This window comes from Actinosynnema sp. NPDC059335 (genome assembly GCF_042752395.1).
GTDB lineage: Bacteria > Actinomycetota > Actinomycetes > Mycobacteriales > Pseudonocardiaceae > Actinosynnema.
Genome location: NZ_JBHYXZ010000049.1, coordinates 32,971 through 52,997, shown reverse-complemented (window position 1 = coordinate 52,997; position 20,027 = coordinate 32,971). Strand labels below are relative to the sequence as shown.

At 72.3% G+C, this 20,027-nt stretch carries 19 protein-coding genes; 8 read left to right on the top strand and 11 right to left on the bottom strand.

The features are described 5' to 3' along the window. The first annotated feature begins 331 nt into the window (after nucleotides 1–331). Entirely contained in the window at nucleotides 332–2,890 is a 2,559-nt protein-coding gene (locus ACFXGA_RS17720; RefSeq protein ID WP_378089072.1) for an ATP-dependent Clp protease ATP-binding subunit, read from the top strand. A 77-nt stretch (nucleotides 2,891–2,967) separates the two neighbouring features. Here the strand turns inward: ACFXGA_RS17720 and pcp are convergent, their stop codons facing one another. Beyond that, nucleotides 2,968–3,600 (bottom strand): pyroglutamyl-peptidase I, encoded by a 633-nt coding sequence (gene pcp, locus ACFXGA_RS17715; protein ID WP_378089070.1) that lies wholly within the window; start codon nucleotides 3,598–3,600, stop codon nucleotides 2,968–2,970. Nucleotides 3,601–3,618: 18 nt separating this feature from the next. Between pcp and ACFXGA_RS17710 the strand changes: the two genes are divergently transcribed. Continuing rightward, nucleotides 3,619–4,593 carry an endonuclease/exonuclease/phosphatase family protein gene (locus ACFXGA_RS17710; RefSeq protein ID WP_378089068.1) on the top strand — a complete coding sequence of 325 codons (975 nt, stop codon included), beginning with the start codon at nucleotides 3,619–3,621 and terminating at the stop codon, nucleotides 4,591–4,593. Here ACFXGA_RS17710 and ACFXGA_RS17705 read toward each other — a convergent pair. The 4 genes from ACFXGA_RS17705 to ACFXGA_RS17690 are packed head-to-tail and all read right to left on the bottom strand — an operon-like array spanning nucleotide 4,565 to nucleotide 7,815. Continuing rightward, nucleotides 4,565–5,362: an NAD-dependent deacetylase gene (locus ACFXGA_RS17705; RefSeq protein WP_378089066.1), complete on the bottom strand. Its 798-nt coding sequence runs from the start codon at nucleotides 5,360–5,362 to the stop codon at nucleotides 4,565–4,567. The genes ACFXGA_RS17710 and ACFXGA_RS17705 overlap by 29 nt on opposite strands. Nucleotides 5,363–5,372: 10 nt before the next feature. Further along, a complete protein-coding gene (locus ACFXGA_RS17700; protein WP_378089064.1) occupies nucleotides 5,373–5,681 on the bottom strand; it encodes an antibiotic biosynthesis monooxygenase family protein in 309 nt (102 codons plus the stop codon). A 9-nt stretch (nucleotides 5,682–5,690) separates the two neighbouring features. After that, nucleotides 5,691–6,302 (bottom strand): CGNR zinc finger domain-containing protein, encoded by a 612-nt coding sequence (locus ACFXGA_RS17695; protein WP_378089062.1) that lies wholly within the window; start codon nucleotides 6,300–6,302, stop codon nucleotides 5,691–5,693. Between the two features lie 40 nt (nucleotides 6,303–6,342). Next, nucleotides 6,343–7,815, bottom strand: a complete 1,473-nt coding sequence (locus ACFXGA_RS17690; protein WP_378089060.1) for a M1 family metallopeptidase — start codon at nucleotides 7,813–7,815, stop codon at nucleotides 6,343–6,345. 17 nt (nucleotides 7,816–7,832) lie between these two features. On the opposite strand from ACFXGA_RS17690, the gene ACFXGA_RS17685 reads away from it, so the two are divergent. Beyond that, nucleotides 7,833–8,579, top strand: a complete 747-nt coding sequence (locus tag ACFXGA_RS17685) for an alpha/beta fold hydrolase (RefSeq protein WP_378089058.1) — start codon at nucleotides 7,833–7,835, stop codon at nucleotides 8,577–8,579. Here ACFXGA_RS17685 and ACFXGA_RS17680 read toward each other — a convergent pair. From ACFXGA_RS17680 to ACFXGA_RS17670, 3 genes are read right to left on the bottom strand one after another with little or no spacing between them, the layout of a single operon-like run. Beyond that, on the bottom strand, nucleotides 8,528–9,025 hold the full coding sequence (locus ACFXGA_RS17680; RefSeq protein WP_378089056.1) for a 2'-5' RNA ligase family protein: 498 nt from the start codon (nucleotides 9,023–9,025) through the stop codon (nucleotides 8,528–8,530). The two genes, ACFXGA_RS17685 and ACFXGA_RS17680, sit on opposite strands and share 52 nt — an antisense overlap. Before the next feature lie 3 nt (nucleotides 9,026–9,028). Beyond that, nucleotides 9,029–9,898: an A/G-specific adenine glycosylase gene (locus ACFXGA_RS17675; protein ID WP_378089053.1), complete on the bottom strand. Its 870-nt coding sequence runs from the start codon at nucleotides 9,896–9,898 to the stop codon at nucleotides 9,029–9,031. Between the two features lie 44 nt (nucleotides 9,899–9,942). Then, nucleotides 9,943–10,434 carry a beta-class carbonic anhydrase gene (locus tag ACFXGA_RS17670; protein WP_378089051.1) on the bottom strand — a complete coding sequence of 164 codons (492 nt, stop codon included), beginning with the start codon at nucleotides 10,432–10,434 and terminating at the stop codon, nucleotides 9,943–9,945. A 138-nt stretch (nucleotides 10,435–10,572) separates the two neighbouring features. On the opposite strand from ACFXGA_RS17670, the gene ACFXGA_RS17665 reads away from it, so the two are divergent. Further along, nucleotides 10,573–11,226: a hypothetical protein gene (locus tag ACFXGA_RS17665; protein ID WP_378089049.1), complete on the top strand. Its 654-nt coding sequence runs from the start codon at nucleotides 10,573–10,575 to the stop codon at nucleotides 11,224–11,226. A gap of 4 nt (nucleotides 11,227–11,230) precedes the next feature. Here the strand turns inward: ACFXGA_RS17665 and ACFXGA_RS17660 are convergent, their stop codons facing one another. The 3 genes from ACFXGA_RS17660 to ACFXGA_RS17650 all read right to left on the bottom strand — a co-directional run bounded on the left by ACFXGA_RS17660 (nucleotide 11,231) and on the right by ACFXGA_RS17650 (nucleotide 15,060). Then, nucleotides 11,231–12,232, bottom strand: coding sequence for an LLM class flavin-dependent oxidoreductase (locus ACFXGA_RS17660; RefSeq protein ID WP_378089047.1), 1,002 nt, complete (start codon nucleotides 12,230–12,232; stop codon nucleotides 11,231–11,233). 567 nt (nucleotides 12,233–12,799) lie between these two features. Further along, nucleotides 12,800–13,903 carry a LacI family DNA-binding transcriptional regulator gene (locus ACFXGA_RS17655; RefSeq protein ID WP_378089046.1) on the bottom strand — a complete coding sequence of 368 codons (1,104 nt, stop codon included), beginning with the start codon at nucleotides 13,901–13,903 and terminating at the stop codon, nucleotides 12,800–12,802. A gap of 107 nt (nucleotides 13,904–14,010) precedes the next feature. Further along, complete coding sequence (locus ACFXGA_RS17650; protein WP_378089044.1) at nucleotides 14,011–15,060, bottom strand: LacI family DNA-binding transcriptional regulator; 1,050 nt, start codon at nucleotides 15,058–15,060, stop codon at nucleotides 14,011–14,013. A gap of 226 nt (nucleotides 15,061–15,286) precedes the next feature. Here ACFXGA_RS17650 and ACFXGA_RS17645 point away from each other — a divergent pair, with 226 nt between their 5' ends. From ACFXGA_RS17645 to ACFXGA_RS17630, 4 genes are all read left to right on the top strand, one after another. Further along, a complete protein-coding gene (locus ACFXGA_RS17645) occupies nucleotides 15,287–16,543 on the top strand; it encodes an extracellular solute-binding protein (RefSeq protein ID WP_378089042.1) in 1,257 nt (418 codons plus the stop codon). Nucleotides 16,544–16,607: 64 nt separating this feature from the next. Next, entirely contained in the window at nucleotides 16,608–17,525 is a 918-nt protein-coding gene (locus ACFXGA_RS17640) for a carbohydrate ABC transporter permease (RefSeq protein WP_378089040.1), read from the top strand. After that, nucleotides 17,525–18,418, top strand: a complete 894-nt coding sequence (locus ACFXGA_RS17635) for a sugar ABC transporter permease (protein WP_378089038.1) — start codon at nucleotides 17,525–17,527, stop codon at nucleotides 18,416–18,418. The genes ACFXGA_RS17640 and ACFXGA_RS17635 overlap by 1 nt, the downstream gene beginning before the upstream one ends. Nucleotides 18,419–18,774: 356 nt before the next feature. Continuing rightward, on the top strand, nucleotides 18,775–19,875 hold the full coding sequence (locus tag ACFXGA_RS17630; protein ID WP_378089036.1) for an ABC transporter ATP-binding protein: 1,101 nt from the start codon (nucleotides 18,775–18,777) through the stop codon (nucleotides 19,873–19,875). The last annotated feature ends 152 nt before the right edge of the window (nucleotides 19,876–20,027 follow it).

Here is a 20,027-nt window from a genome sequence, read left to right as displayed (position 1 = left end):
TGGTGAGGGGGGGGGGGTGTGTTTGTTCTCACACAGACGTCGACCACAACCTCCCGCGCGGGGGGGGGCCCCCCCCCCCCCCCCGGGGGGCTCGCCGAACGGCTGAATGTTCGCGCTCAGCGGACAACACCCGATCCGTGGAATCTGCCAGGCAGATCACGCGTTGGTACCGATGTCAGAGATCCCCGAAGACGGCTGCCTGCGATCGGGAACTGAGAGTGTCGGGGCTGACGACTACAGTGGTCCCACGGTGCCGCGCTCTCCACGGTCGGCCAGACGGTCAGCCAGTGGTGAGCCCGAGGACCGCCGGCGCAGCAGTCAGGGAGTGCGAATGTTCGAAAGGTTCACCGACCGCGCGAGGCGGGTGGTTGTCCTGGCCCAGGAAGAGGCCCGGATGCTCAACCACAACTACATCGGCACCGAGCACATCCTCCTGGGGTTGATCCACGAGGGTGAAGGTGTCGCCGCCAAGGCGCTGGAGTCGTTGGGGATCGCGCTGGAGGGCGTCCGCCAGCAGGTCGAAGAGATCATCGGCCAGGGTCAGCAGGCCCCGTCCGGCCACATCCCCTTCACCCCGCGCGCCAAGAAGGTGCTCGAGCTGTCGCTGCGCGAGGCGCTGCAGCTGGGGCACAACTACATCGGCACGGAGCACATCCTGCTCGGCCTGATCCGCGAGGGCGAGGGCGTCGCCGCGCAGGTGCTGGTCAAGCTGGGCGCGGACCTCAACCGGGTGCGCCAGCAGGTCCTCCAGCTCCTGTCCGGCTACTCCACCGGCAAGGAGCCGGCCGAGTCCGGCGGCCGCGGTGAGGGCACCCCGTCCTCGTCCCTGGTCCTCGACCAGTTCGGGCGCAACCTGACCGCCAGCGCGCGGGAGGGCAAGCTCGACCCGGTGATCGGGCGCACCAAGGAGATCGAGCGGGTCATGCAGGTGCTGTCCCGCCGCACCAAGAACAACCCGGTCCTGATCGGCGAGCCCGGCGTGGGCAAGACCGCCGTGGTGGAGGGCTTGGCCCAGATGGTGGTCAAGGGCGAGGTGCCCGAGACGCTGAAGGACAAGCAGCTCTACACGCTGGACCTGGGGTCGCTGGTCGCGGGCTCCCGCTACCGCGGTGACTTCGAGGAGCGCCTGAAGAAGGTGCTCAAGGAGATCCGCACGCGCGGCGACATCATCCTGTTCATCGACGAGATCCACACCCTGGTCGGCGCCGGCGCGGCCGAGGGCGCGATCGACGCCGCGTCGATCCTCAAGCCCATGCTGGCCCGCGGCGAGCTCCAGACCATCGGCGCGACCACGCTCGACGAGTACCGCAAGTACGTCGAGAAGGACCCCGCCCTGGAGCGCCGGTTCCAGCCGATCCAGGTCGGCGAGCCGTCGCTGGAGCACACGATCGAGATCCTCAAGGGCCTGCGCGACCGGTACGAGGCGCACCACCGCGTCTCGATCACCGACTCGGCGCTGGTCGCGGCCGCCACGCTGGCCGACCGCTACATCAACGACCGGTTCCTGCCGGACAAGGCGATCGACCTGATCGACGAGGCCGGCGCGCGGATGCGCATCCGCCGGATGACCGCGCCGCCGGACCTGCGCGAGTTCGACGAGAAGATCGCCGACGTGCGCCGGGACAAGGAGTCGGCGATCGACGCGCAGGACTTCGAGCGCGCCGCGAAGCTCCGCGACCAGGAGAAGACGCTGCTCGGCCAGAAGGCCGAGCGGGAGAAGCAGTGGAAGGACGGCGACCTCGACGTCGTCGCCGAGGTGGACGACGAGCAGATCGCCGAGGTGCTGGCGAACTGGACCGGCATCCCCGTGTTCAAGCTCACCGAGGAGGAGACCACGCGTCTGCTCCGCATGGAGGACGAGCTGCACAAGCGGATCATCGGCCAGGTCGACGCGGTCAAGGCCGTGTCGCAGGCGATCCGCCGCACGCGGGCCGGCCTGAAGGACCCGAAGCGGCCTTCCGGCTCGTTCATCTTCGCCGGCCCGTCCGGCGTCGGCAAGACCGAGCTGTCCAAGGCGCTGGCGAACTTCCTGTTCGGCGAGGACGACGCCCTCATCCAGATCGACATGGGCGAGTTCCACGACCGCTACACCGCGTCGCGCCTGTTCGGCGCGCCTCCCGGTTACGTCGGCTACGAGGAGGGCGGGCAGCTCACCGAGAAGGTGCGCCGCAAGCCGTTCTCCGTGGTGCTGTTCGACGAGATCGAGAAGGCCCACCAGGAGGTCTACAACACGCTGCTCCAGGTGCTGGAGGACGGCCGCCTGACCGACGGTCAGGGCCGGACGGTGGACTTCAAGAACACCGTCATCATCTTCACGTCCAACCTGGGCACGTCGGACATCAGCAAGGCCGTCGGCCTCGGCTTCACCTCGGGTCAGGACACCGCGTCCAACTACGAGCGCATGAAGAACAAGGTCAACGACGAGCTGAAGAAGCACTTCCGGCCCGAGTTCCTCAACCGCATCGACGACATCATCGTCTTCCACCAGCTCACCCAGGACGAGATCATCAAGATGGTGGACCTGATGATCGCCCGCGTCGAGCAGCAGTTGAAGAACAAGGACATGGCGATCGAGCTGACGGATCGCGCGAAGAAGCTGCTGGCCAAGCGCGGGTTCGACCCCGTGCTGGGCGCCCGGCCGCTGCGCCGCACGATCCAGCGGGAGATCGAGGACCAGCTGTCGGAGAAGATCCTGTTCGGGGAGATCCAGCCCGGCCAGATCATCATCACCGACGTCGAGGGCTGGGACGGCGAGTCCGAGGCCGACGACAAGGCGCACTTCGTGTTCCGCGGCGAGGCCAAGCCGATGCGGGTGCCGGACGCCCCGCCGGTCGACCTCGCGGCCTCCGGTGGCGACTCGGGCGGTGAGGCGGACTCCGAGTCCGCGTGACCCCTGACCGACGCGCCGGCGACGTGACAGCGCCCCCCGGGTTCGCCCGGGGGGCGCTGTCGTGCGCCGGGGGCCGGTCAGTGCAGGGCGCCGGCCGGGGTGCGCAGGTCGGTGGACGTGTGCAGCGCCGTGTGGACGATCAGCTCCAGCGCCCTGGCCGTGGTGGCGACGGGCAGGCTGGGGTGCTCGCGCGCCCCGACCTGCTCCGGGGCGTACGGCACGTGCACGAACCCGGCGCGCACGCCGGGCCGCTCGGTCGCGACCAGGTGCATCAGGGCGTAGAACACGTGGTTGCACACGAACGTCCCGGCCGTGTGCGACACCGACGCCGGGATGCCCTCGGCCTCCAGCGCGGCCACGCACGCCTTCACCGGCAGCCCGGTGAAGTAGGCCGCGGGCCCGCCGGGCACCACCGGCCGGTCGACCGGTTGCGCGCCCGCGTTGTCCGGGATCCGCGCGTCGTCCAGGTTCACCGCGACGCGTTCCGGCGTGACGCCGGCCCGGCCGCCCGCCTGGCCCACGCACACGACGACGTCGTAGTGGCGGCCGGTCACGGCCTCCCGCAGGGCGGTGACCGAGTCCCCGAACACGCACGGCAGGCGCAGCCTGGTCAGCCGGTAGCCGTCCGGTCGCACCGCGGCGACCGCGTCCCACGAGGGGTTGGCGACCTCGCCGTCGAACGGCTCGAAGCCCGTCAGCAACACGTCCACTCGGGCAGACTAGATCGCGTGGTCGACACCCGGGAACGCCGCACCAGGCGCAGGAGCGTGACGTTCCTGCTGGTGGTGGCGGCCGTCACGTTCCTGCCGGCGGCGTTCATCCGGCTCCTCGGGATCGACGGCACCCGGCACATGGTCGCCACGACCGCCCTCACCCCCTACGTCACCGCCGGCGGCGTCGTGCTGGGCGTGCTGGCGCTGCTGCTGCGCCGGTGGGCGGTCGGCACGGTGACGTCGCTGGTCGCGGTGGTGCTGGTGGCGGCGGTCGTGCCGCGGGCGTTCCCGGACCCGCGGCCGGTGGCCGTCGGGCGGGAGGTCACCGTGATGGCGGCGAACCTGCTGGTCGGCAAGGCCGAGGCGGAGGCGGTCGTGGCGGCGGTGCGGGCGCACGACGTGGACGTGCTCGCGGTGCAGGAGCTGACGCCGGAGATGGTGCGCGACTTCGACCGCGCCGGCCTGGCCGAGGTGCTGCCGTTCCGGCACTTCCTGGACGAGCCGGGCGGCTCGGGCTCGGGCATCGCGTCCCGCTACCCGGTGTTCCCCCGCACGCTCACGCCGCCCAGCACGCTGCGCCAGGCGGGCGCGCTGGTCGACCTGCCCGGCGAGGACCTGGAGGTCGTGTCGGTGCACCCGCTGCCGCCCGTGGTGGACGACGGGCCGGAGCGCTGGCAGCGCGACCTGGCGGGCTTGCCGAAGCGGACCCTGGACGGGCCGGTGCGGGTGCTCGCGGGCGACTTCAACGCCACCCTGGACCACGTGGGCCTGCGCCGGCTGCTGAACGGCGGTTACGCGGACGCGGCGGACGAGGTGGGCGCGGGTCTGCGGGCGACGTGGCCGGCGGCCGGCGCGCTGTGGCCGCCGCCGGTGGCCATCGACCACGTGCTCGTGGACCGGCGGTGCCCGGTGGAGGACTTCGCCGTGGTCGACGTGCCCGGCTCGGACCACCGGGCGGTCGTCAGCCGATTCGTCGTGCCAGCTCGGTGAGCGCCTCCAGCGCGCCCATCGGCAGCGACACCCCTCGCCCGTGCCGGACCTCCGGCTCGCGCGGGTTGATCCGGATGAGCGCGCCCGAGGCGGCGCCGGCCAGCTCGGCCTGCCGCCGCACGGTGGGCACCGCCTGACCGGCGCCCAGCTCCAGCACGACCAGGTCGCGGTGGGCGCGCCGCCACGTCGCCAGCTCGTCCAACGCCCGCCGGGACGGCCCGCCGAGCCACGACCGGTCGCCGAACATGAGGATGTTCGGCCGCGCGAGCCCGCCGCAGTGGCGGCACGACGGCAGCGGCCCGACGGCGCGCAGGGTCTCCGGGTCGACGTCCACCACGACGTCGTCCGCCGGCCACACGTCGTCGGTGCACGGCTCCACGCACTGCAGGTGGTGGATCGACCCGTGCACCTCCGCCACGTCGGTGAACCCGGCCCGCTGGAACTGGCCGTCCACGTTCGAGGTGAACACCCGCGCGCCCCACTCCCGCAGCACGCGGAAACCGTCGTGCGGGGTCGTGCGCCGGTACAGGTCGAGCCGGTGCCCGTAGAAGCCCCAGGCGAGCGCCGGGTCCTCGACGAAGTGCGCCGGGTCGGCCAGCTCCTCGAACCGCAGCCCGAGCCGCGCGTAGGGCGGGTAGGCCCGCCAGAAGCCGGTCGTGCCGCGGAAGTCGGGCAGGCCGGAGTCCACGCCCATCCCGGCGCCCGCGCACACCAGGAGCGCGCCGGCGGACGCGATCAGCTCCGCCGCCCGGTCGAGCTCCCCGCTCACCCCGGCCGGGTCACTTCTTCGGCGCGGAGCTGAGCACGACCTCGAACTCCAGCAGGTCCGAGCCGGTGCCGACGGGCTTGGCGCGCTCGCCCGAGTGGGCCTCCTTGGCGCTGCCGCCCAGCCAGTTCCGGAAGTCCTCCTCGGACTCCCACTGGGTGACGACGAAGTACCGGTCGTCGCCCTTGACCGGGCGCAGGAGCTGGAAGCCGAGGAAACCGGGCTCCGAGTCGACCGCGCCGAGCCGCGCGGCGAACCGCTTCTCCAGCTCCGGGCCCGAGCCGTCGGGCACGTGGATCGCGTTGATCTTCACAACCGCCATGCCCCGACGTTACTGCGCCGCGGTGGGTTCCGTCTCGTGGCGGGCGCGGTGCAGGCGCACCTTGTGCCGGTTGCCACAGCGCTCCATCGAGCACCACCGGCGGTTGCCGGACCGCGAGGTGTCCAGGAACAGCAGCCGGCAGTCGGGGGCCGAGCACTCGCGCACGCCGCCGCGGGCCACCAGCCCGACCGCGTCGCGGGCCGCCGCGCCGAGCGCCTGCGTGCCGGTGATGGGCTTCGCCCAGGTCAGGGCGCGCGTGCCGGGGTCCACGACCGGGCGCGGCGTCTCGGCGGTGGCGGCGTTGAGCACCTCCACGTCGGCGGGCGGCGGCTCGTCGCCGTGCGCCAGCGCGTGGGCGACCCGCCAGAACGCGTCCCGCAGCTCTTTGACGGCGGCCAGTTCGGCTTCGGTGACGCGCACGTCCGCGGCCGTGAACGGCGCGGTCGCGGCCAGGCGCGAGTCGGCCAGCCACCGCGCCAGGTCGGCCGGCGCGTGCAGCTCCTCGAACACGCGCAGCTCGCCCGGACCGCCGCTGACCAGCAGTTCCATCGCGAAGCTGCCGGGGTCGAAGCGGAACCGCTGCCCGTCGCGGCCGATCAGCGTCCTGGTCCACGTCGCCATGCGATCCACTGTAGCCAGGCCGGCTAACCGGCCAAGGGGGTTAGCGGCGCAGCCGGCCCGGGTAGAGGTACTCGTCGGCGGGCACCCCGTCGCCGCGGAACCACGCGGCGAAGAAGCCGTCGAGGTCCTGCCCCGACACCCGCTCCACGTGCGCCTCGAACTCCGGCCAGGACGCGTTGCCGTCCCGGTGCGCCGCCGTCCACTCCTTGAGCACCCGGTCGAACGCGGGGTCGCCGACCTGGCGGCGCAGCGCGTGCAGCGCGAGCTGCCCCTTGTCGTAGACGCCGCGGAACTCGTTCCCGCGGCCCATGTCGTAGAGCCTGCGGCCCCAGTACGAGTCGCGGTCGCCGACCCGCTCGAGCTCGGCCCGGTAGCGGGCGTCGAGGTCCGCGCCGTCCTTCGCCTCCGCCCACAACCACTGGGCGTAGGAGGCGAAGCACTCGTTCAGGCAGATGTCGGCCCAGTTCTCCAGGCTCACCGAGTCGCCGAACCACTGGTGCGCGTTCTCGTGCACCACGGTGTCGAGGTCGGCCCACGCGGCGTAGATCGGCCGGGTCTGCGTCTCCAGCGAGAAGCCGATGTCGTCGGCCAGGAAGATCCCGCCCGCCGAGGAGAACGGGTACGGCCCGAACCTGTCGGCCAGGAACGCGAGCACCTCGGGCAGCCGCCGCTGGTGCGCGCGGGCGTTCAGCGCGCCCGGCGCGTAGGCGTCCACCACCGGGGTGCCGTCGGGCAGCGCGGACCGCTCGACCGTCCACCGGTCGATCGCGATCGTGGTCAGGTAGGTGGCCATCGGCTGGGCGGCGACCCAGCGGAACGTCGTCCAGCCGGCCTCGGTGGTGGAGCCCTCCTCGACGCCGTTGGACACCACCGACCAGCCCTCCGGCACGCGCGCGGTCAGCGCGAACGACGCCTTGTCGCGCGGGGTGTCGTTGGCCGGGAACCAGGTGGTCGCCGAGTGCGGCTCGCCGGCCGCGAACGCGCCGCCGGTGGCCGACACCTGCCAGCCGCTGCGGCCCAGCGCGCGGTCCTCGAACAGGGTCGGCTCGCCGCCGTACACGACGGTGGTGGTGAACTCCTCGCCCGCGGCCGGCGGGGACGCGGGCGTGACGACCAGCTCGTGGTCGCCCTCCTGCCGGTGCCCGGCCGCCTGGTCCCGCACCCGCACGTCGGAGACCTCCAGCGCGTACAGGTCGAGGTTGAACCGGGACAGGTCCGCGGTGGCCCGCGCGGTGATCCGGGCGACGCCGTCCAGGCGTCTGGTCGCCGGGTCGTAGGTCACCGACACGTCGTAGGCGGTGACGTCGTAACCGGTGTTGCCGTCCTGGGGGTAGTACGCGTCGCCCGCGCCGTCGCCGCCCACGGCGTCGACCACCGGCGGCGTGGTGGAGCCCGTCGTCGTGGGCGCGGCGACCGGCTCGTCCCTCGGCAGCTTCGCCACCACGACACCCGCCACCACCAGCACCGCGATGACGACGATCAGGTACGGGCGCGCCTTCGGGCTGATGGCCATGCCGACATGATGCACGTATGAGCGTTGCGGAGTTCGGGGGATCGGGGCAGGGCATCCTGCTGCTCCACGGCCTGATGAGCCGGGCGAGCACGTGGTGGACGGTGGCGCAGTGGCTCAAGCGGTACGGGCGGGTCGTCGCGCCGGACGCGCGCGGGCACGGCCGCAACCCCGTGCGCGGGCCGTTCCGGACCGAGGACTTCGTCGCCGACGCGGTCGAGGTGATCGAGCGGCACGACCTCGCGCCCGCCGTGGTGATCGGGCACTCGATGGGCGGGCTGCACGCGTGGGCGCTCGCCGCGACCCGCCCGGACCTGGTGCGGGCGGTCGTGGCCGAGGACGTGGCGCCGGACAACCGGGGCCGCACGGTCGACGAGTGGCGGTGGTACTTCGACGCGTGGCCGGCCGCGTTCGAGTCCCTGGCGCACGTGCGGACGGTCGTGGACGTGCCGCGGGTGGAGGAGATGTTCGAGGAGCGCGAGGACGGCTGGCACCTCATCGCGGACCTGGCCGACCTGTACGAGATCGCCTCGGAGTGGGGCGAGCGGGCGTACTGGGACCACGTGGACGCGATCCGGTGCCCGATGCTGCTCGTGGAGGCGGGGCGCGGCGGCCTGCGCGCCGGGCAGATGGCCGAGGTGGCGCGGCGGACCGGCGCGTTCCACCTGGTCGTGCCGGAGTCCGGGCACGTCGTGCACGACGAGGCCCCGGAGGTCTACCGGGGCGCGGTGGAGGCTTTCCTGAGCGGCTCGATCCCGCCGGTCTGAGTGTCCACGATCGCCATCTCGCGGACCTTGGCGCGGATCGGCGTGATCGGGTGCAGCGCCGCGAACGCGGCCCTGATCTCGTCGTCCCCGCCGTCGAGCAGCGTGCAGTGCGGCACCCAGCTGCCCGGCAGGTGCCTGCTGTTCGGGTGCTTCACCCGACCGGCCAGCACGTCGTGCACGGCCGAGTGCACGGCCAGCAGCTCGCCGTCCACGACCGCGTCGAGCCGGAGCGTGCCGCCGGTGGCGGCCAGGGTGGGCAGCCACACGTCGGGCAGCCACAGCCGGGACAGGTCCTCGCGCAGCTCGGCGCGCACCTTCGGCCCGATCGTGCCTGCCGCCGCGTAGGTCAGGTGCGGCGGCAGCTCGGACCGCGCGCCGATCCGCCGTCGCAGCGCACGCACGGCGTCCTCGGCCTCGGCGTCGAAGAACACCACCAGCGCGTGCACGTGTCAGTGCTCCCCGGGCAGCGCGAACAAGCCGTCGCGGGTCTGCTCGACCAGGCCGTCGACCAGCAGCGAGTGCAGGCAGCGGTCCCGCTGGCCCGGGTCCGACCAGACCACGTCCAGCCGGGACTTCGCCACCGGCTCGTCCGTGCCGCGCAGCACGTCCAGCAGCAGGCCGCGCACCTGCCGGTCGGTGCCCGCGAACTTCTGCACGGCCTTCGCCGGGCCGTCGTAGGCGGGCCGCCCGTTGAGCTGCCACGCGCACGCGTCGAACACCGGGCAGTCGGCGCACTTCGGGGCGCGGGCCGTGCAGACCAGCGCGCCCAGCTCCATCAGCGCGGCGGAGTAGGTGGCGGCGTCCTCGTCGGGCAGGAGCGCTTCGACGTCCCGGAGGTCCTTGGTGGTGGACGGCGGGCCCGCGTCGCCCGCGCCGTGCACGGCCCGCGCCACCACCCGTCGCACGTTCGTGTCGACCACCGGGCACCTGCGGCCGTACGCGAACGCCGCGACCGCCCGAGCCGTGTAGGCGCCGATGCCGGGCAGCGCGAGCAGCGTGTCCACGTCGTCCGGCACGACGTCGCCGTGGTGCTCGGCGATGGCCTGGGCGGCGGCGTGCAGCCGCAGGGCGCGGCGCGGGTAGCCGAGCTTGCCCCAGGCGCGCAGCACCTCGCCCTGGCTCGCCCGCGCCATCGCCGACGGCGTCGGCCAGCGGGCCAGCCACTCGTGCCAGACGGGCTCGACCCGGGCCACCGGGGTCTGCTGCAGCATGATCTCGCTGACCAGCACGCCCCAGGCGGTGCACTCGGGCCGGCGCCAGGGCAGGTCGCGGGCGGTGTCGGCGAACCAGTCGAGGAGGAGTTCGGCGTCCAGGCTCATGGCGCCGCACAGTCTCCCACGACCGGTCCGCCGGCCACGACGGGTCAGACGACCTCGGTCAGCTCGCCCGTGTGCACGTCGTAGACGAAACCCCGCACGTGGTCGCGGTGCGGCAGGAAGGCGCTCTGCCGGACCCGGTTCATCGAGCCGCGCACGCTGTCCTTCACCTCGCGGAACGCCTCCACCGACCACGTCGGGCGCAGCCCGGAGTCGCGTTCCAGCTCGTCCTTGAAGTCGTCCTCGGTCACCAGTTGCAGGCCGCAGTTGGTGTGGTGCACCAGCAGCACCTCGCGGGTGCCGAGCTTGCGCTGGCTCAGCGCCAGCGAGCGGATCATGTCGTCGGTGACGACGCCGCCCGCGTTGCGCAGCACGTGCGCCTCGCCCTGCTTGAGGCCGAAGATCTCGAACACCCGGATGCGGGAGTCCATGCACGTCAGGATCGCCACCTGCATCGAGGGCCTGGGCGACGACCGGTCGCCGGGCACGACGTTGCCCAGCTCGGCATTGCGGCGCAGCAGCTCGTCGATCGCGGTCATCGCACACCTCCGTGGTCACCGGGATTGGAACGCGGCTCCCGCAGGCCGGCAAGGCGATCGGGGTGAACCTCACGTCCACCGGATCGGGTGACTGACGCCTCCCCGACTATTCCAGCCGACCGGGCTACCTTCGTGGCCGTGACCCAGCGCACAGGCCCGCACCCGAGGTCCGTGTACTGGCGGCGCCGCGCGGTGGCCGTCGCCGGGGCCGTGGCCGCGCTGGTCGCGGCGGTGTGGGCGGCCGGCGCGCTGCTCGGGCACGGCGACCCCGCGCCGGTCGGGGCGCTGCCCCGGTCCAGCCCGCCCGAGCCCTCGCGGACGTCCGCGGCCGCCTCGTCGTCCACCTCCCCGACCACCCCGCCGCCCGCGCCGGTCACGCCCACGCCGCCGCCCGGCCCGCCACCGCCGTGCGACCCCGCGCAGGTGGCCGTGGCGGCCGAGGTGGGCGAGCCGTCCACGCCCGCCGGCCGGCCCGTGCGGTTCACGATCGTGGTGTCCAACACCGGCCCCCTGCCGTGCGCGAAGGAGATCGGCAGGCACGTGCGCGAGCTGGTCGTGACGAGCGCGGACGGCGCGACGCGGCTGTGGTCGAGCAACGACTGCTTCGCCACCGAGGGGTCCGAGGTGCGGGTCATGCGGCCGGGCGAGCGGTTCGCCTACAGCCTGGAGTGGGCGGGCAGCACGTCCGAGCCGGGCTGCCGGGCGCACCGCCGGCTCGGCGCGGGCGACTACCTGCTCGTCGCGTCCGTGGCCGGCAAGGCGAGCGACCCGGTGGTCTTCCGGGTGACGTGAGCCGTCACGGCCGCCACCCGAGCGCCGGGCCGAGCGCGGTGGCGATGTCGGTGAGGATCTGGGCGTAGTCCTCCTGCTCGAACGTGAAGGGCAGGGCGAACGCCACCTCGTCCACCTCGCGGAACGCGGCGTGCTCGTGCAGGCGTTCGGCGAGCTCGGCGGACGGGCCGACGAAGTCGGGGGAGAACAGCAGCCCCGCCGGGCCCTGCGGGGTCTCGGTGCGCGGCAGCCGGCCCGCGGCGTAGGCGTGGTACTTGGCGCGTTGCGCCGGCGTGGCGGAGTCGGTCGGGACGACGACGAGCCCCTGCGAGACGCGGGCGCGTGCGCCGTCGGGGTGCGCCGCGCGGAAGGCCCGGATGTGGTCGCGCTGGATGTCCGCGAAGCCCGTGCGGCCCTCGGCCTTGACGACGCTGCTGACGAGCAGGTTCAGCCCGTGCCCGCCGGCCCACCGGGCGGACGCGAAGCTGCCGCCGCCGTACCAGACGCGGTCGGCCAGGCCGGGGGAGTGCGGCTGGACCCGGTCGGAGAAGACCTCGATGCCCTCCGTGCCGCGGAAGTCGGTGACGGGCTCGCCGCGCAGGTGGGCGAGGAGCCGTTCGGCGCGCCGGTAGCCGAAGTCCTCGGCGGCCGCGGTGTCGGGGTACAGCGCCTCCTTGACCCGGTCGTAGTGCATCGGCGGGCCGACGCTCACGCCCGGGTTGAGCCGGCCGCCGGAGAGGACGTCGACGGTGGCCAGGTCCTCGGCGAGGCGCAGCGGGTTCTCCCAGCCGAGCGGGATGACGGCGGTGCCCAGTTCGATGCGGGTGGTGCGCTGCGACGCGGCGGCCAGCACCGCGACGGGGGAGGAGATGCCGTGCTGCAGGTGCCGGTGCCGCACCCAGGCGCTGTCGAACCCGAGCCGTTCGCCGAGCCGGACGAGGTCCAACGTGGCCTCGTGCCCGCGGCGCGGGTCGGCCTCGTCGAACAGGCCGATGGTGAGGAAGCCGAGCTTGCGCAGCGGTGGCATGACCCGATTGTCGCTCCCCGGAGGGGGTGATCCACCTGGTGGAACTCAGAGGCGTTCGCCGAGCCGGCGCGCGAGGTCGGCGTCGGGGATGTCGAGGTGGCCGCGGGCGGGGTCGAGGACGGCCGTCTGCTGCTCCTCGTAGGGGACGCCCGGCGGGAGGGGCACGAGGTGCCAGTGGACACGGCCGTCTCCGCCGACCGAGCGCCCGGCGGGCCGCTTCCCCTGCCGGCCTCGCCCGACCGCTCACGTCGGGCCGTCCCCGCCCACCGCCTCAGCCGCCGCCTGCCTGCCCTTGGCCGCCCGCTCTTGGTCGCCGCTTGCACCGACCCCTTGCACCTGGCCGCTTGCACCGGCCCGCTCGCACCGCCCGCCTCTGCCGACCGCGATGCCGCGACGGGCGTCACCACGGACGTCACCGGCGAGTTGTCCACAGGCTCCGGTTCGGGCGGCCCGGTTGTCGGCGCCTCCCGGCAGAATAAAAGCAGGGGTCCCCTGGGCGGGGACCCCTGCGCAGCGAGCGGGGTGGGTGGCCGGGTGGCGGGTGGGCCGGTCAGGCCGGGTGGCCGGTCACGGGCCGAACCAGCGCTCCTCCGCCGTGCCGCGCGGCGCGGCGGCGGTGGTGCCGTGGACCAGTTCGGTCGACAGGGTGACGGCCCGCGGGCGGGTGCGTTCGGCCGAGTCGAGCAGCAGCTTGCCCGCCGCGCGGCCCTTCTCCAGCACCGGCTGCCGCACGGTGGTCAGGCCCGCCTGCTCCGCCTCGCGGATGCCGTCGAACCCGGTCACCGTGATGTCCGCGGGCACGCGCAGGCCCCGCCGCTGCAACTCGCCCATCGCGCCGAGCGCCAGTATGTCCGACGTGCACACCAGGGCGGTGATCTGCGGGTCGCGCTCCAGCACCTGCGCCGCCGCCGACGCGCCGGACGCCATGGTGTGGTCGAACCGCTCCGCCACCGGCACGGTCGCCCAGTCGACGCCGACCGACTCGAACGCCTGCGCGAGCCCCGCCAACCGGGCCCGCTGCACGTGGAAGTGCGCCGCCTGCTGCCGTTCCGGCGTCACGAAGTCGTCGTTGCGGTCCCGGGCCAGCCGCATGCACACCACGCCGATCCGCCGGTGCCCCAACGAGATCAGGTGCTGCCCCAGCGCGTGCATGGCCGCCTGGTCGTCGATGCCGACGCGGTCGACGTTGCCGATGTCGGGCTGGTCGCACACGACCGTCGGCACCGGCCGCTCCAGCACCGCGGCCAGGTGCGGGTCGTCGTCGGGCACCGAGTACACGACGAAACCGTCCACCCCCGCGCGGTGCACGGCCGCCACGTCCTCGCGCTCCGGGTTCGCCGGCACGAGCAGCAGCCCGGTGCCGGCGTCCTCGCACGCGAGCGCCAACCCCTCCAGGAACCCGATCGCCGCCGGGTCCCGGAACGCGTAGGACAGGTTCTCGGTGAGCAGCAGGCCCACCGCCCCGGCCTTCCTGGTCCGCAGGGAACGGGCCACCGGGTCGGGCCCCGGGTACCCGAGTCGTCTAGCTGTCTCCAACACCCGGCGTCGCAGCTCCGGCGAGAGCTGGTCGGGACGGTTGTACGCGTTGGACACCGTTGTCCGGGAAACACCCAGCTCCGCCGCCAGTGAGGCGAGCGTCGCGGGGCGTCGCACATGCATCGACCGCGCCATGAAGTGACCGTAACGGTTCAGAACCAATTACAGAAGTGGGGGTGACCGGCGTCCCTCCACATTCTCATCAGTCCAGGTGAGAGGTGGTTACCTCAGGGTACAGTGGTCTAAACCAATGCGGGTGGCGCGGACGACTCGCGCACCACCAGGCGGGGCCGGAAAACGCGCGTGTAATTGCCGGCCGGACGCCGCCGCCGGTCCGGGTCGAGCCGGTGCACCAACTCGTCCACGGCCGCCGCCGCCATCTCCTCGATCGGCTGCGCCAGCGTCGTCAACGACGGGGAGCAGTACGACGCCAGCGGGATGTCGTCGAAGCCCACCACGGACAGGTCGCGCGGCACGGCCAACCCGCGCCGGTGCGCCTCCCGCAGCACGCCGATCGCCATGTGGTCGGACGAGCAGATCACCGCCGTCGGCCGCACGGTGTCGAGCAGCGTCGACACCGCCTCGGCCCCGCCCTCCGGCCCGAACGGCGCGTGCGCCACGTAGTCCGACGTCGCGGGCAGCCCGTCCTCCTCCAGCGCCGCCGCCCACCCGGCCCGCTTGAGCCGCGACGGCAGCGACCGCGCCGGACCCGACACGAACCCGATCCGCCGGTGGCCCAGCTCCACCAGGTGCCTGGTCGCCGCGTACCCGGCGTGCTGCTCGTCCACGGTCACGTCCGGCACGTCCAGCGACGGCGTCGCCCCGTTCAGGAACACCATGTGCACGCCGTCGGCCAGCAGCTTCGCGTAGTACGACGGCCGCGGGGCCTGGCCGAGCGGCACCTCGACGTTGGTGATCTCCGGCGACACGAACACCATGCCCTCGACGCCGCGCGCGAGGAGCATCCGCACGTACTCCTCCTCGCCCATCGCGCCCGCCCCGGTGGCCCGCGTGTTGCACAGCAGCGACGAGTACCCCAGCCGCGCCGCGCGCACCTCCAGCGCCTCGGCGAACGCCGGGAACACCGGGTTCGACAGCTCCGGCACGAGCAGCCCGATCACGCCGGTGCGTTGCAGCGCGCCCAGCCCCCGCGGCGTGTAAGGCATTTCCGCAAGCACCGCGAGCACGCGCTGGCGCGTCTCGTCGTTGACGCCCGCCCGGCGGTTGAGCACCCGGCTGACCGTGGAGATGCTCACCCCGGCTGCCCTGGCGATCTCGGACAGACCGGACACCCTGCCTCCTCGCTGCTCCCAGTGGTGACGTGCAGCCTGCCGTCAGCGGCAAATTTTTGCAACGCCCACCGCGGTTTCCGCCGCGAGGCCGCCGCCGTTACGGCTTGGTTACGTCCAGCCCCTTGACCCGGCCCTGGTCGGCGGGATGAAATCCGCGTCAACAATTTCGCAAGTTCTTGCAAGAGCCTTCATCACGGTGGAGGCCGCAGGAGGGACGACAGCAACGATGCGACGTACCACCCTCGTGACCGCAGTGGCGGCAGTCGGCGCCCTCGTCCTCACCGCGTGCGGTGGTGGCGACGGCGGCTCGGCGTCCGGCGACTCCGGCGAGATCACCTTCTGGGACACCAGCGGCCCGAACGAGAGCCCGGTGTTCTCCGCCATCGCGCAGGAGTGCGCGACCAAGGGCGGGTACAAGGTCAAGACCGAGACGGTCGCCTTCGACCAGGCGCTGAACAACTACCGGACCGCCGCGCAGGGCGGCCAGGGGCCGGACGTCTTCCGCGCCGAGGTCGCGTGGGTGTCGCAGCTCGCCAAGCTCGGCTACGTCGTCGACCTGACCGGCACCGAGCTGGCGAACGACACGTCCGACTTCCTGGAGACCCCGCTCGGCTCCACCAAGTACGACGGCAAGACCTACGGCGTCCCCCAGGTCACCGACTCGCTGGCGCTGTTCTACAACAAGAAGCTGCTGGCCGACGCCGGTGTCGAGCCGCCGAAGACGTGGGACGAGGTCAAGGCCGCCGCGGCGAAGCTCGGCGGCGAGAAGACGATCTTCATCAACAACGACGCGTACTACGCGCTGCCGTTCATCTACGGCGCGGGCGGCGACCTGGTGGACGCCGACGCGAAGAAGATCGTGGTCAACTCCGCGGACAACGTGAAGGCGCTGGAGACCGCCAAGGGCCTGCTGGACGCCAAGGCCGCGTCCACCGCGCTCGACCCGGCGAACTCCTACAACAACATGCAGGCCGCGTTCACCTCCGGCGAGGTCGCCATGGTGATCAACGGCCCGTGGTCGGTCGCCGACTACCTCAAGGGCAGCGCGTTCACCGACCCGGCCAACCTGGGCATCGCGCCCGTCCCCGGCGACACCGCGGGCAAGGGCTCCGCGCCGGTCGGCGGCCACGACTACGTGATCCGGCAGGGCACCAAGGCCAAGGACTCGTCGGTCAAGTTCATCGCCTGCATGAGCAGCACCGAGTCGCAGGCGCGCATCGCCAAGGAGCTGGGCCTGCTGCCCACCCGCAAGTCGGCCTACGAGAACGCCGACGTGAAGGCCAACGCGGTCGTGTCCGCGTTCGAGCCGGTGGCCACCTCCGCGCACCCGCGCGCGTGGATCCCCGAGGGCGGCCAGCTCTTCGACCCGCTGAAGATCGCCTACGCCGACGTGCTGGCGGGCAAGAAGGACGCCAAGACGGCGCTGGACGAGGTCGCCAAGGCGTACAAGGACACCGTCGTGCCCGAGTACACCGTCGGCTGACGATCCTCCGTGGCGCCCGGCCCACCCCGGGCCGGGCGCCGCGGGGCGGCGAAGGGAGACTTCGGTGCGCAGGTTCCTGGACCGGCACTGGTACGCGTACGCGATGGTGCTGCCGGTCGTGGTGGTCATCGCGGTGTTGGTGCTGTTCCCGCTCGCCCAGGGCGTGTTCTTCACCTTCACCGACATCAACGAGGGCAACATCGCCAACCCGGTCCTCGACCGGCCGGCGACCTACGTCTCCGTTGGCCTCGACAACTACCTGAACATCCTGTCGGGCGACGCGAGCTACGGCGCGTTCTGGGGCACGTTGGCGCGCACGCTGATCTGGACGTTCGGCTGCGTGTTCTTCCACTACGCGATCGGCCTCGGCCTCGCGCTGCTGCTCAACCGCGAGGTGCGGGGCCGGGCGGTGTACCGGGTGCTGCTGATCCTGCCGTGGGCCGTGCCCGCGTTCATCAGCGCGTTCGCGTGGAAGTACATGTTCAACGCCCAGTACGGGATCATCAACCAGGTCCTGCGCTTCTTCGGCCTGCCCGACCCGGTGTGGCTCGGCCAGTCGGACTGGGCGCTGGTCGCGGTGATGATCGTCAACATCTGGCTGGGCGTGCCGTTCATGATGGTGGCGCTGCTGGGCGGCCTCCAGTCGATCCCCGGCGACCTCTACGAGGCCGCGGAGGTGGACGGCGCGACCGCGTGGCAGCGGTTCCGCAACGTGACGCTGCCCGGCCTGCGGTCGGTGTCCAGCACGGTGGTGCTGCTGGGCATCATCTGGACGTTCAACATGTTCGCGATCATCTACCTGATCACCGGGCCGAACCCGAACACCCGGATCCTGGTGACCTACGCGTTCGAGCGGTTCTTCTCCGGCGCGTCCCGCGACTTCGCGGTGGCGTCCACCTACGGCGTGCTGATCCTGTCGGTGCTGCTCGTTTTCGCGGGTGTGTACCGGCGCGCGCTGCGCAAGCAAGGCGAGGTGTGGTGATGACGGTCGAAGCCGCGTCGTTGAAGGCGGTCCCGCGGGGACGGGCGCCCAAGCGGGCGCAACGGTCGCCGCTGGCCAGCGTGGGCCTGCACGCGGCGCTGGTCGTGGCGTCGCTGATCGCGGTGTTCCCGGTGTTCTGGGTGCTCGTGACGTCGTTCAAGCCGGACGCCAAGGCGGTCGAGACCACGCCGAAGCTGGTCAACGACTCCAGCCTGGACAACTACGGGCGGATCCTGGCGGGCGAGAAGGGCGACTTCCTGGCGTGGTTCGGCAACTCGGTGCTGATCGCGCTGATGACCACGGTGCTGGCGGTGTTCCTGTCGGCGACGACGGGGTACGCGGCGTCCCGGTTCCGGTTCCCGGGCAAGCGGTCGCTGATGCTGTCGTTCCTGGTCGTGCAGATGTTCCCGTTCGCGGTGCTGATCGTGCCGCTGTACAACATCCTGCTGGCGCTCGGGTTGCAGGGCACGTCGCTGGGCCTGGTGCTGGTGTACTGCACGACCGCGGTGCCGTTCTGCACGTACATGCTGAAGGGCTACTTCGACACCATCCCGACCGACATCGACGAGGCCGGCCGGGTGGACGGCCTGTCGCCGTTCGGCGTGTTCTGGCGGCTGGTGCTGCCGCTGGCCCGGCCGGGCCTGGCCGTGACCGCGTTCTACGCGTTCCTCACGGCGTGGGGCGAGGTGGCGTTCGCGTCGGCGTTCCTGTCGGCGGCGGACGAGTCGAAGACGCTGGCCGTGGGCCTGCAGGTGTTCGTGCAGCAGAACCGGACCGAGTGGGGCCACCTGGCCGCCGCGTCGATCCTGGTCGCGATCCCCGCGATCGTCGTGTTCTACCTGGTGCAGCGGTTCCTGGTGACGGGCCTGTCGTCGGGCGCGGTCAAGGGCTGAACGGTGCGGGGGCCTCCGTGTCGCAGCGGGGGCCCCGCTCGCACCGCGACCAGCGGCTCCAGTACGCCGACGTGGTCGTCACCCGCGGCTGCGCTCCCAGGAGTGTCGTCGATTCCTGGTGGCTGATGACCTTCACAGCGCAGAGGCTAGGGAGCCGCCACGGCGCTGTCCACGAGCGATACCGCTGGTCAAAGGCATGGTCGCGGCATCCCGACCGGGTGATCGCGCCCCCGCCGGCCCCGGTGCCGGCGCGGCCGGCGCTGAACCGATCCGGAACTAGACCAATTCGCCTGTTCCCGTAAGCGCTTGCAATCCCTAGCGTTGCGGCAAAGCTCGGGCAGTGAAAGGTGCGTGGCATGGCAGAGGTGTCCTACGTCAAGGCTTCGCGGGTCTTCTCCGGCAACCCGCCGGTCCGCGCGGTCGACGAGCTGTCGCTCGACGTCAGCGACGGCGAGTTCCTGGTCCTGGTCGGCCCGTCCGGCTCCGGCAAGTCGACCGCGCTGCGCATGCTCGCGGGCCTGGAGGACGTGGACGAGGGCGCCATCCACATCGGCGGCAAGGACGTCACCAACGTGCCGCCCAAGGGCCGCGACATCGCGATGGTGTTCCAGTCCTACGCCCTCTACCCGCACATGACGGTCGCGGAGAACATGGGCTTCGCGCTCAAGCTGCGCGGCGTGAACAAGGCCGAGATCAAGGAGAAGGTCGCCGAGGCGGCCAAGATGCTCGACCTGACGAAGTACCTGGACCGCAAGCCGAAGGCCCTGTCCGGCGGTCAGCGCCAGCGCGTCGCGATGGGCCGCGCGATCGTCCGCGAGCCCTCCGTCTTCCTCATGGACGAGCCGCTGTCCAACCTCGACGCGAAGCTCCGCGTGGAGACCCGCGCGAACATCGCCGCCCTCCAGGCGCGGCTCGGCACCACCACGATCTACGTCACGCACGACCAGGTCGAGGCCATGACCATGGGCCACCGGGTCGCCGTGCTCAAGGACGGCCTGCTCCAGCAGTGCGACACCCCGCGCGCGCTGTACGACAAGCCGGCCAACGCGTTCGTGGCGGGCTTCATGGGCTCGCCCGCGATGAACCTCAAGACCGTCCCGCTGACGTCGGAGGGCGCGAAGCTCGACGGCCTCGTGGTGCCGCTGGAGCGCCGCGCGCTGGACAAGGCGGCGGGCGAGGGCCTGTCCGAGGTGACGTTCGGCATCCGGCCCGAGTCGCTCGCGCTGGTCGGCTCCTCGGAGCCGGGCATGGAGATGACCGTCGAGCTGGTCGAGGAGCTGGGCGCGGACGCGCTCATGCACGGCTCGGTCCGCATCGGCAACGTGCCGGAGCGGTTCGTGGTCCGCGTCGACGGCCGCACGCCGCCCACCCTGGGCCAGACGGTGAAGGTCGGCGTGCGCGACGCCGGCGAGGTCCACCTGTTCCACCCGGAGTCGGGCTACCGCCTGACCGACTGACCGACCGGTCGAGTCGACCTCGGGGCCACCTCCCGTCCCACGGGAGGTGGCCCCTGTCGTGTGAAAGAACACCCGGTCGGTTGGACACCTCGGTGGCGGAGCGTTCTAAACTGAACTCGACAACGGTTTCCATTGCCTTTCCGTCCGCCTGT

Excerpts from the sequence above, each read along its gene's own strand:
- ACFXGA_RS17630 (WP_378089036.1), top strand. The coding sequence starts at position 18,775 with ATGGCAGAGGTGTCCTACGTCAAGGCTTCGCGGGTCTTCTCCGGCAAC.
- ACFXGA_RS17655 (WP_378089046.1), bottom strand. The coding sequence starts at position 13,903 with ATGGCGCGGTCGATGCATGTGCGACGCCCCGCGACGCTCGCCTCACTG.
- ACFXGA_RS17670 (WP_378089051.1), bottom strand. The coding sequence starts at position 10,434 with ATGACCGCGATCGACGAGCTGCTGCGCCGCAATGCCGAGCTGGGCAAC.
- ACFXGA_RS17720 (WP_378089072.1), top strand. The coding sequence starts at position 332 with ATGTTCGAAAGGTTCACCGACCGCGCGAGGCGGGTGGTTGTCCTGGCC.
- ACFXGA_RS17635 (WP_378089038.1), top strand. The coding sequence starts at position 17,525 with ATGACGGTCGAAGCCGCGTCGTTGAAGGCGGTCCCGCGGGGACGGGCG.
- ACFXGA_RS17695 (WP_378089062.1), bottom strand. The coding sequence starts at position 6,302 with ATGGCGACGTGGACCAGGACGCTGATCGGCCGCGACGGGCAGCGGTTC.
- ACFXGA_RS17645 (WP_378089042.1), top strand. The coding sequence starts at position 15,287 with ATGCGACGTACCACCCTCGTGACCGCAGTGGCGGCAGTCGGCGCCCTC.
- ACFXGA_RS17675 (WP_378089053.1), bottom strand. The coding sequence starts at position 9,898 with ATGAGCCTGGACGCCGAACTCCTCCTCGACTGGTTCGCCGACACCGCC.
- ACFXGA_RS17660 (WP_378089047.1), bottom strand. The coding sequence starts at position 12,232 with ATGCCACCGCTGCGCAAGCTCGGCTTCCTCACCATCGGCCTGTTCGAC.
- ACFXGA_RS17685 (WP_378089058.1), top strand. The coding sequence starts at position 7,833 with ATGAGCGTTGCGGAGTTCGGGGGATCGGGGCAGGGCATCCTGCTGCTC.
- ACFXGA_RS17690 (WP_378089060.1), bottom strand. The coding sequence starts at position 7,815 with ATGGCCATCAGCCCGAAGGCGCGCCCGTACCTGATCGTCGTCATCGCG.
- ACFXGA_RS17700 (WP_378089064.1), bottom strand. The coding sequence starts at position 5,681 with ATGGCGGTTGTGAAGATCAACGCGATCCACGTGCCCGACGGCTCGGGC.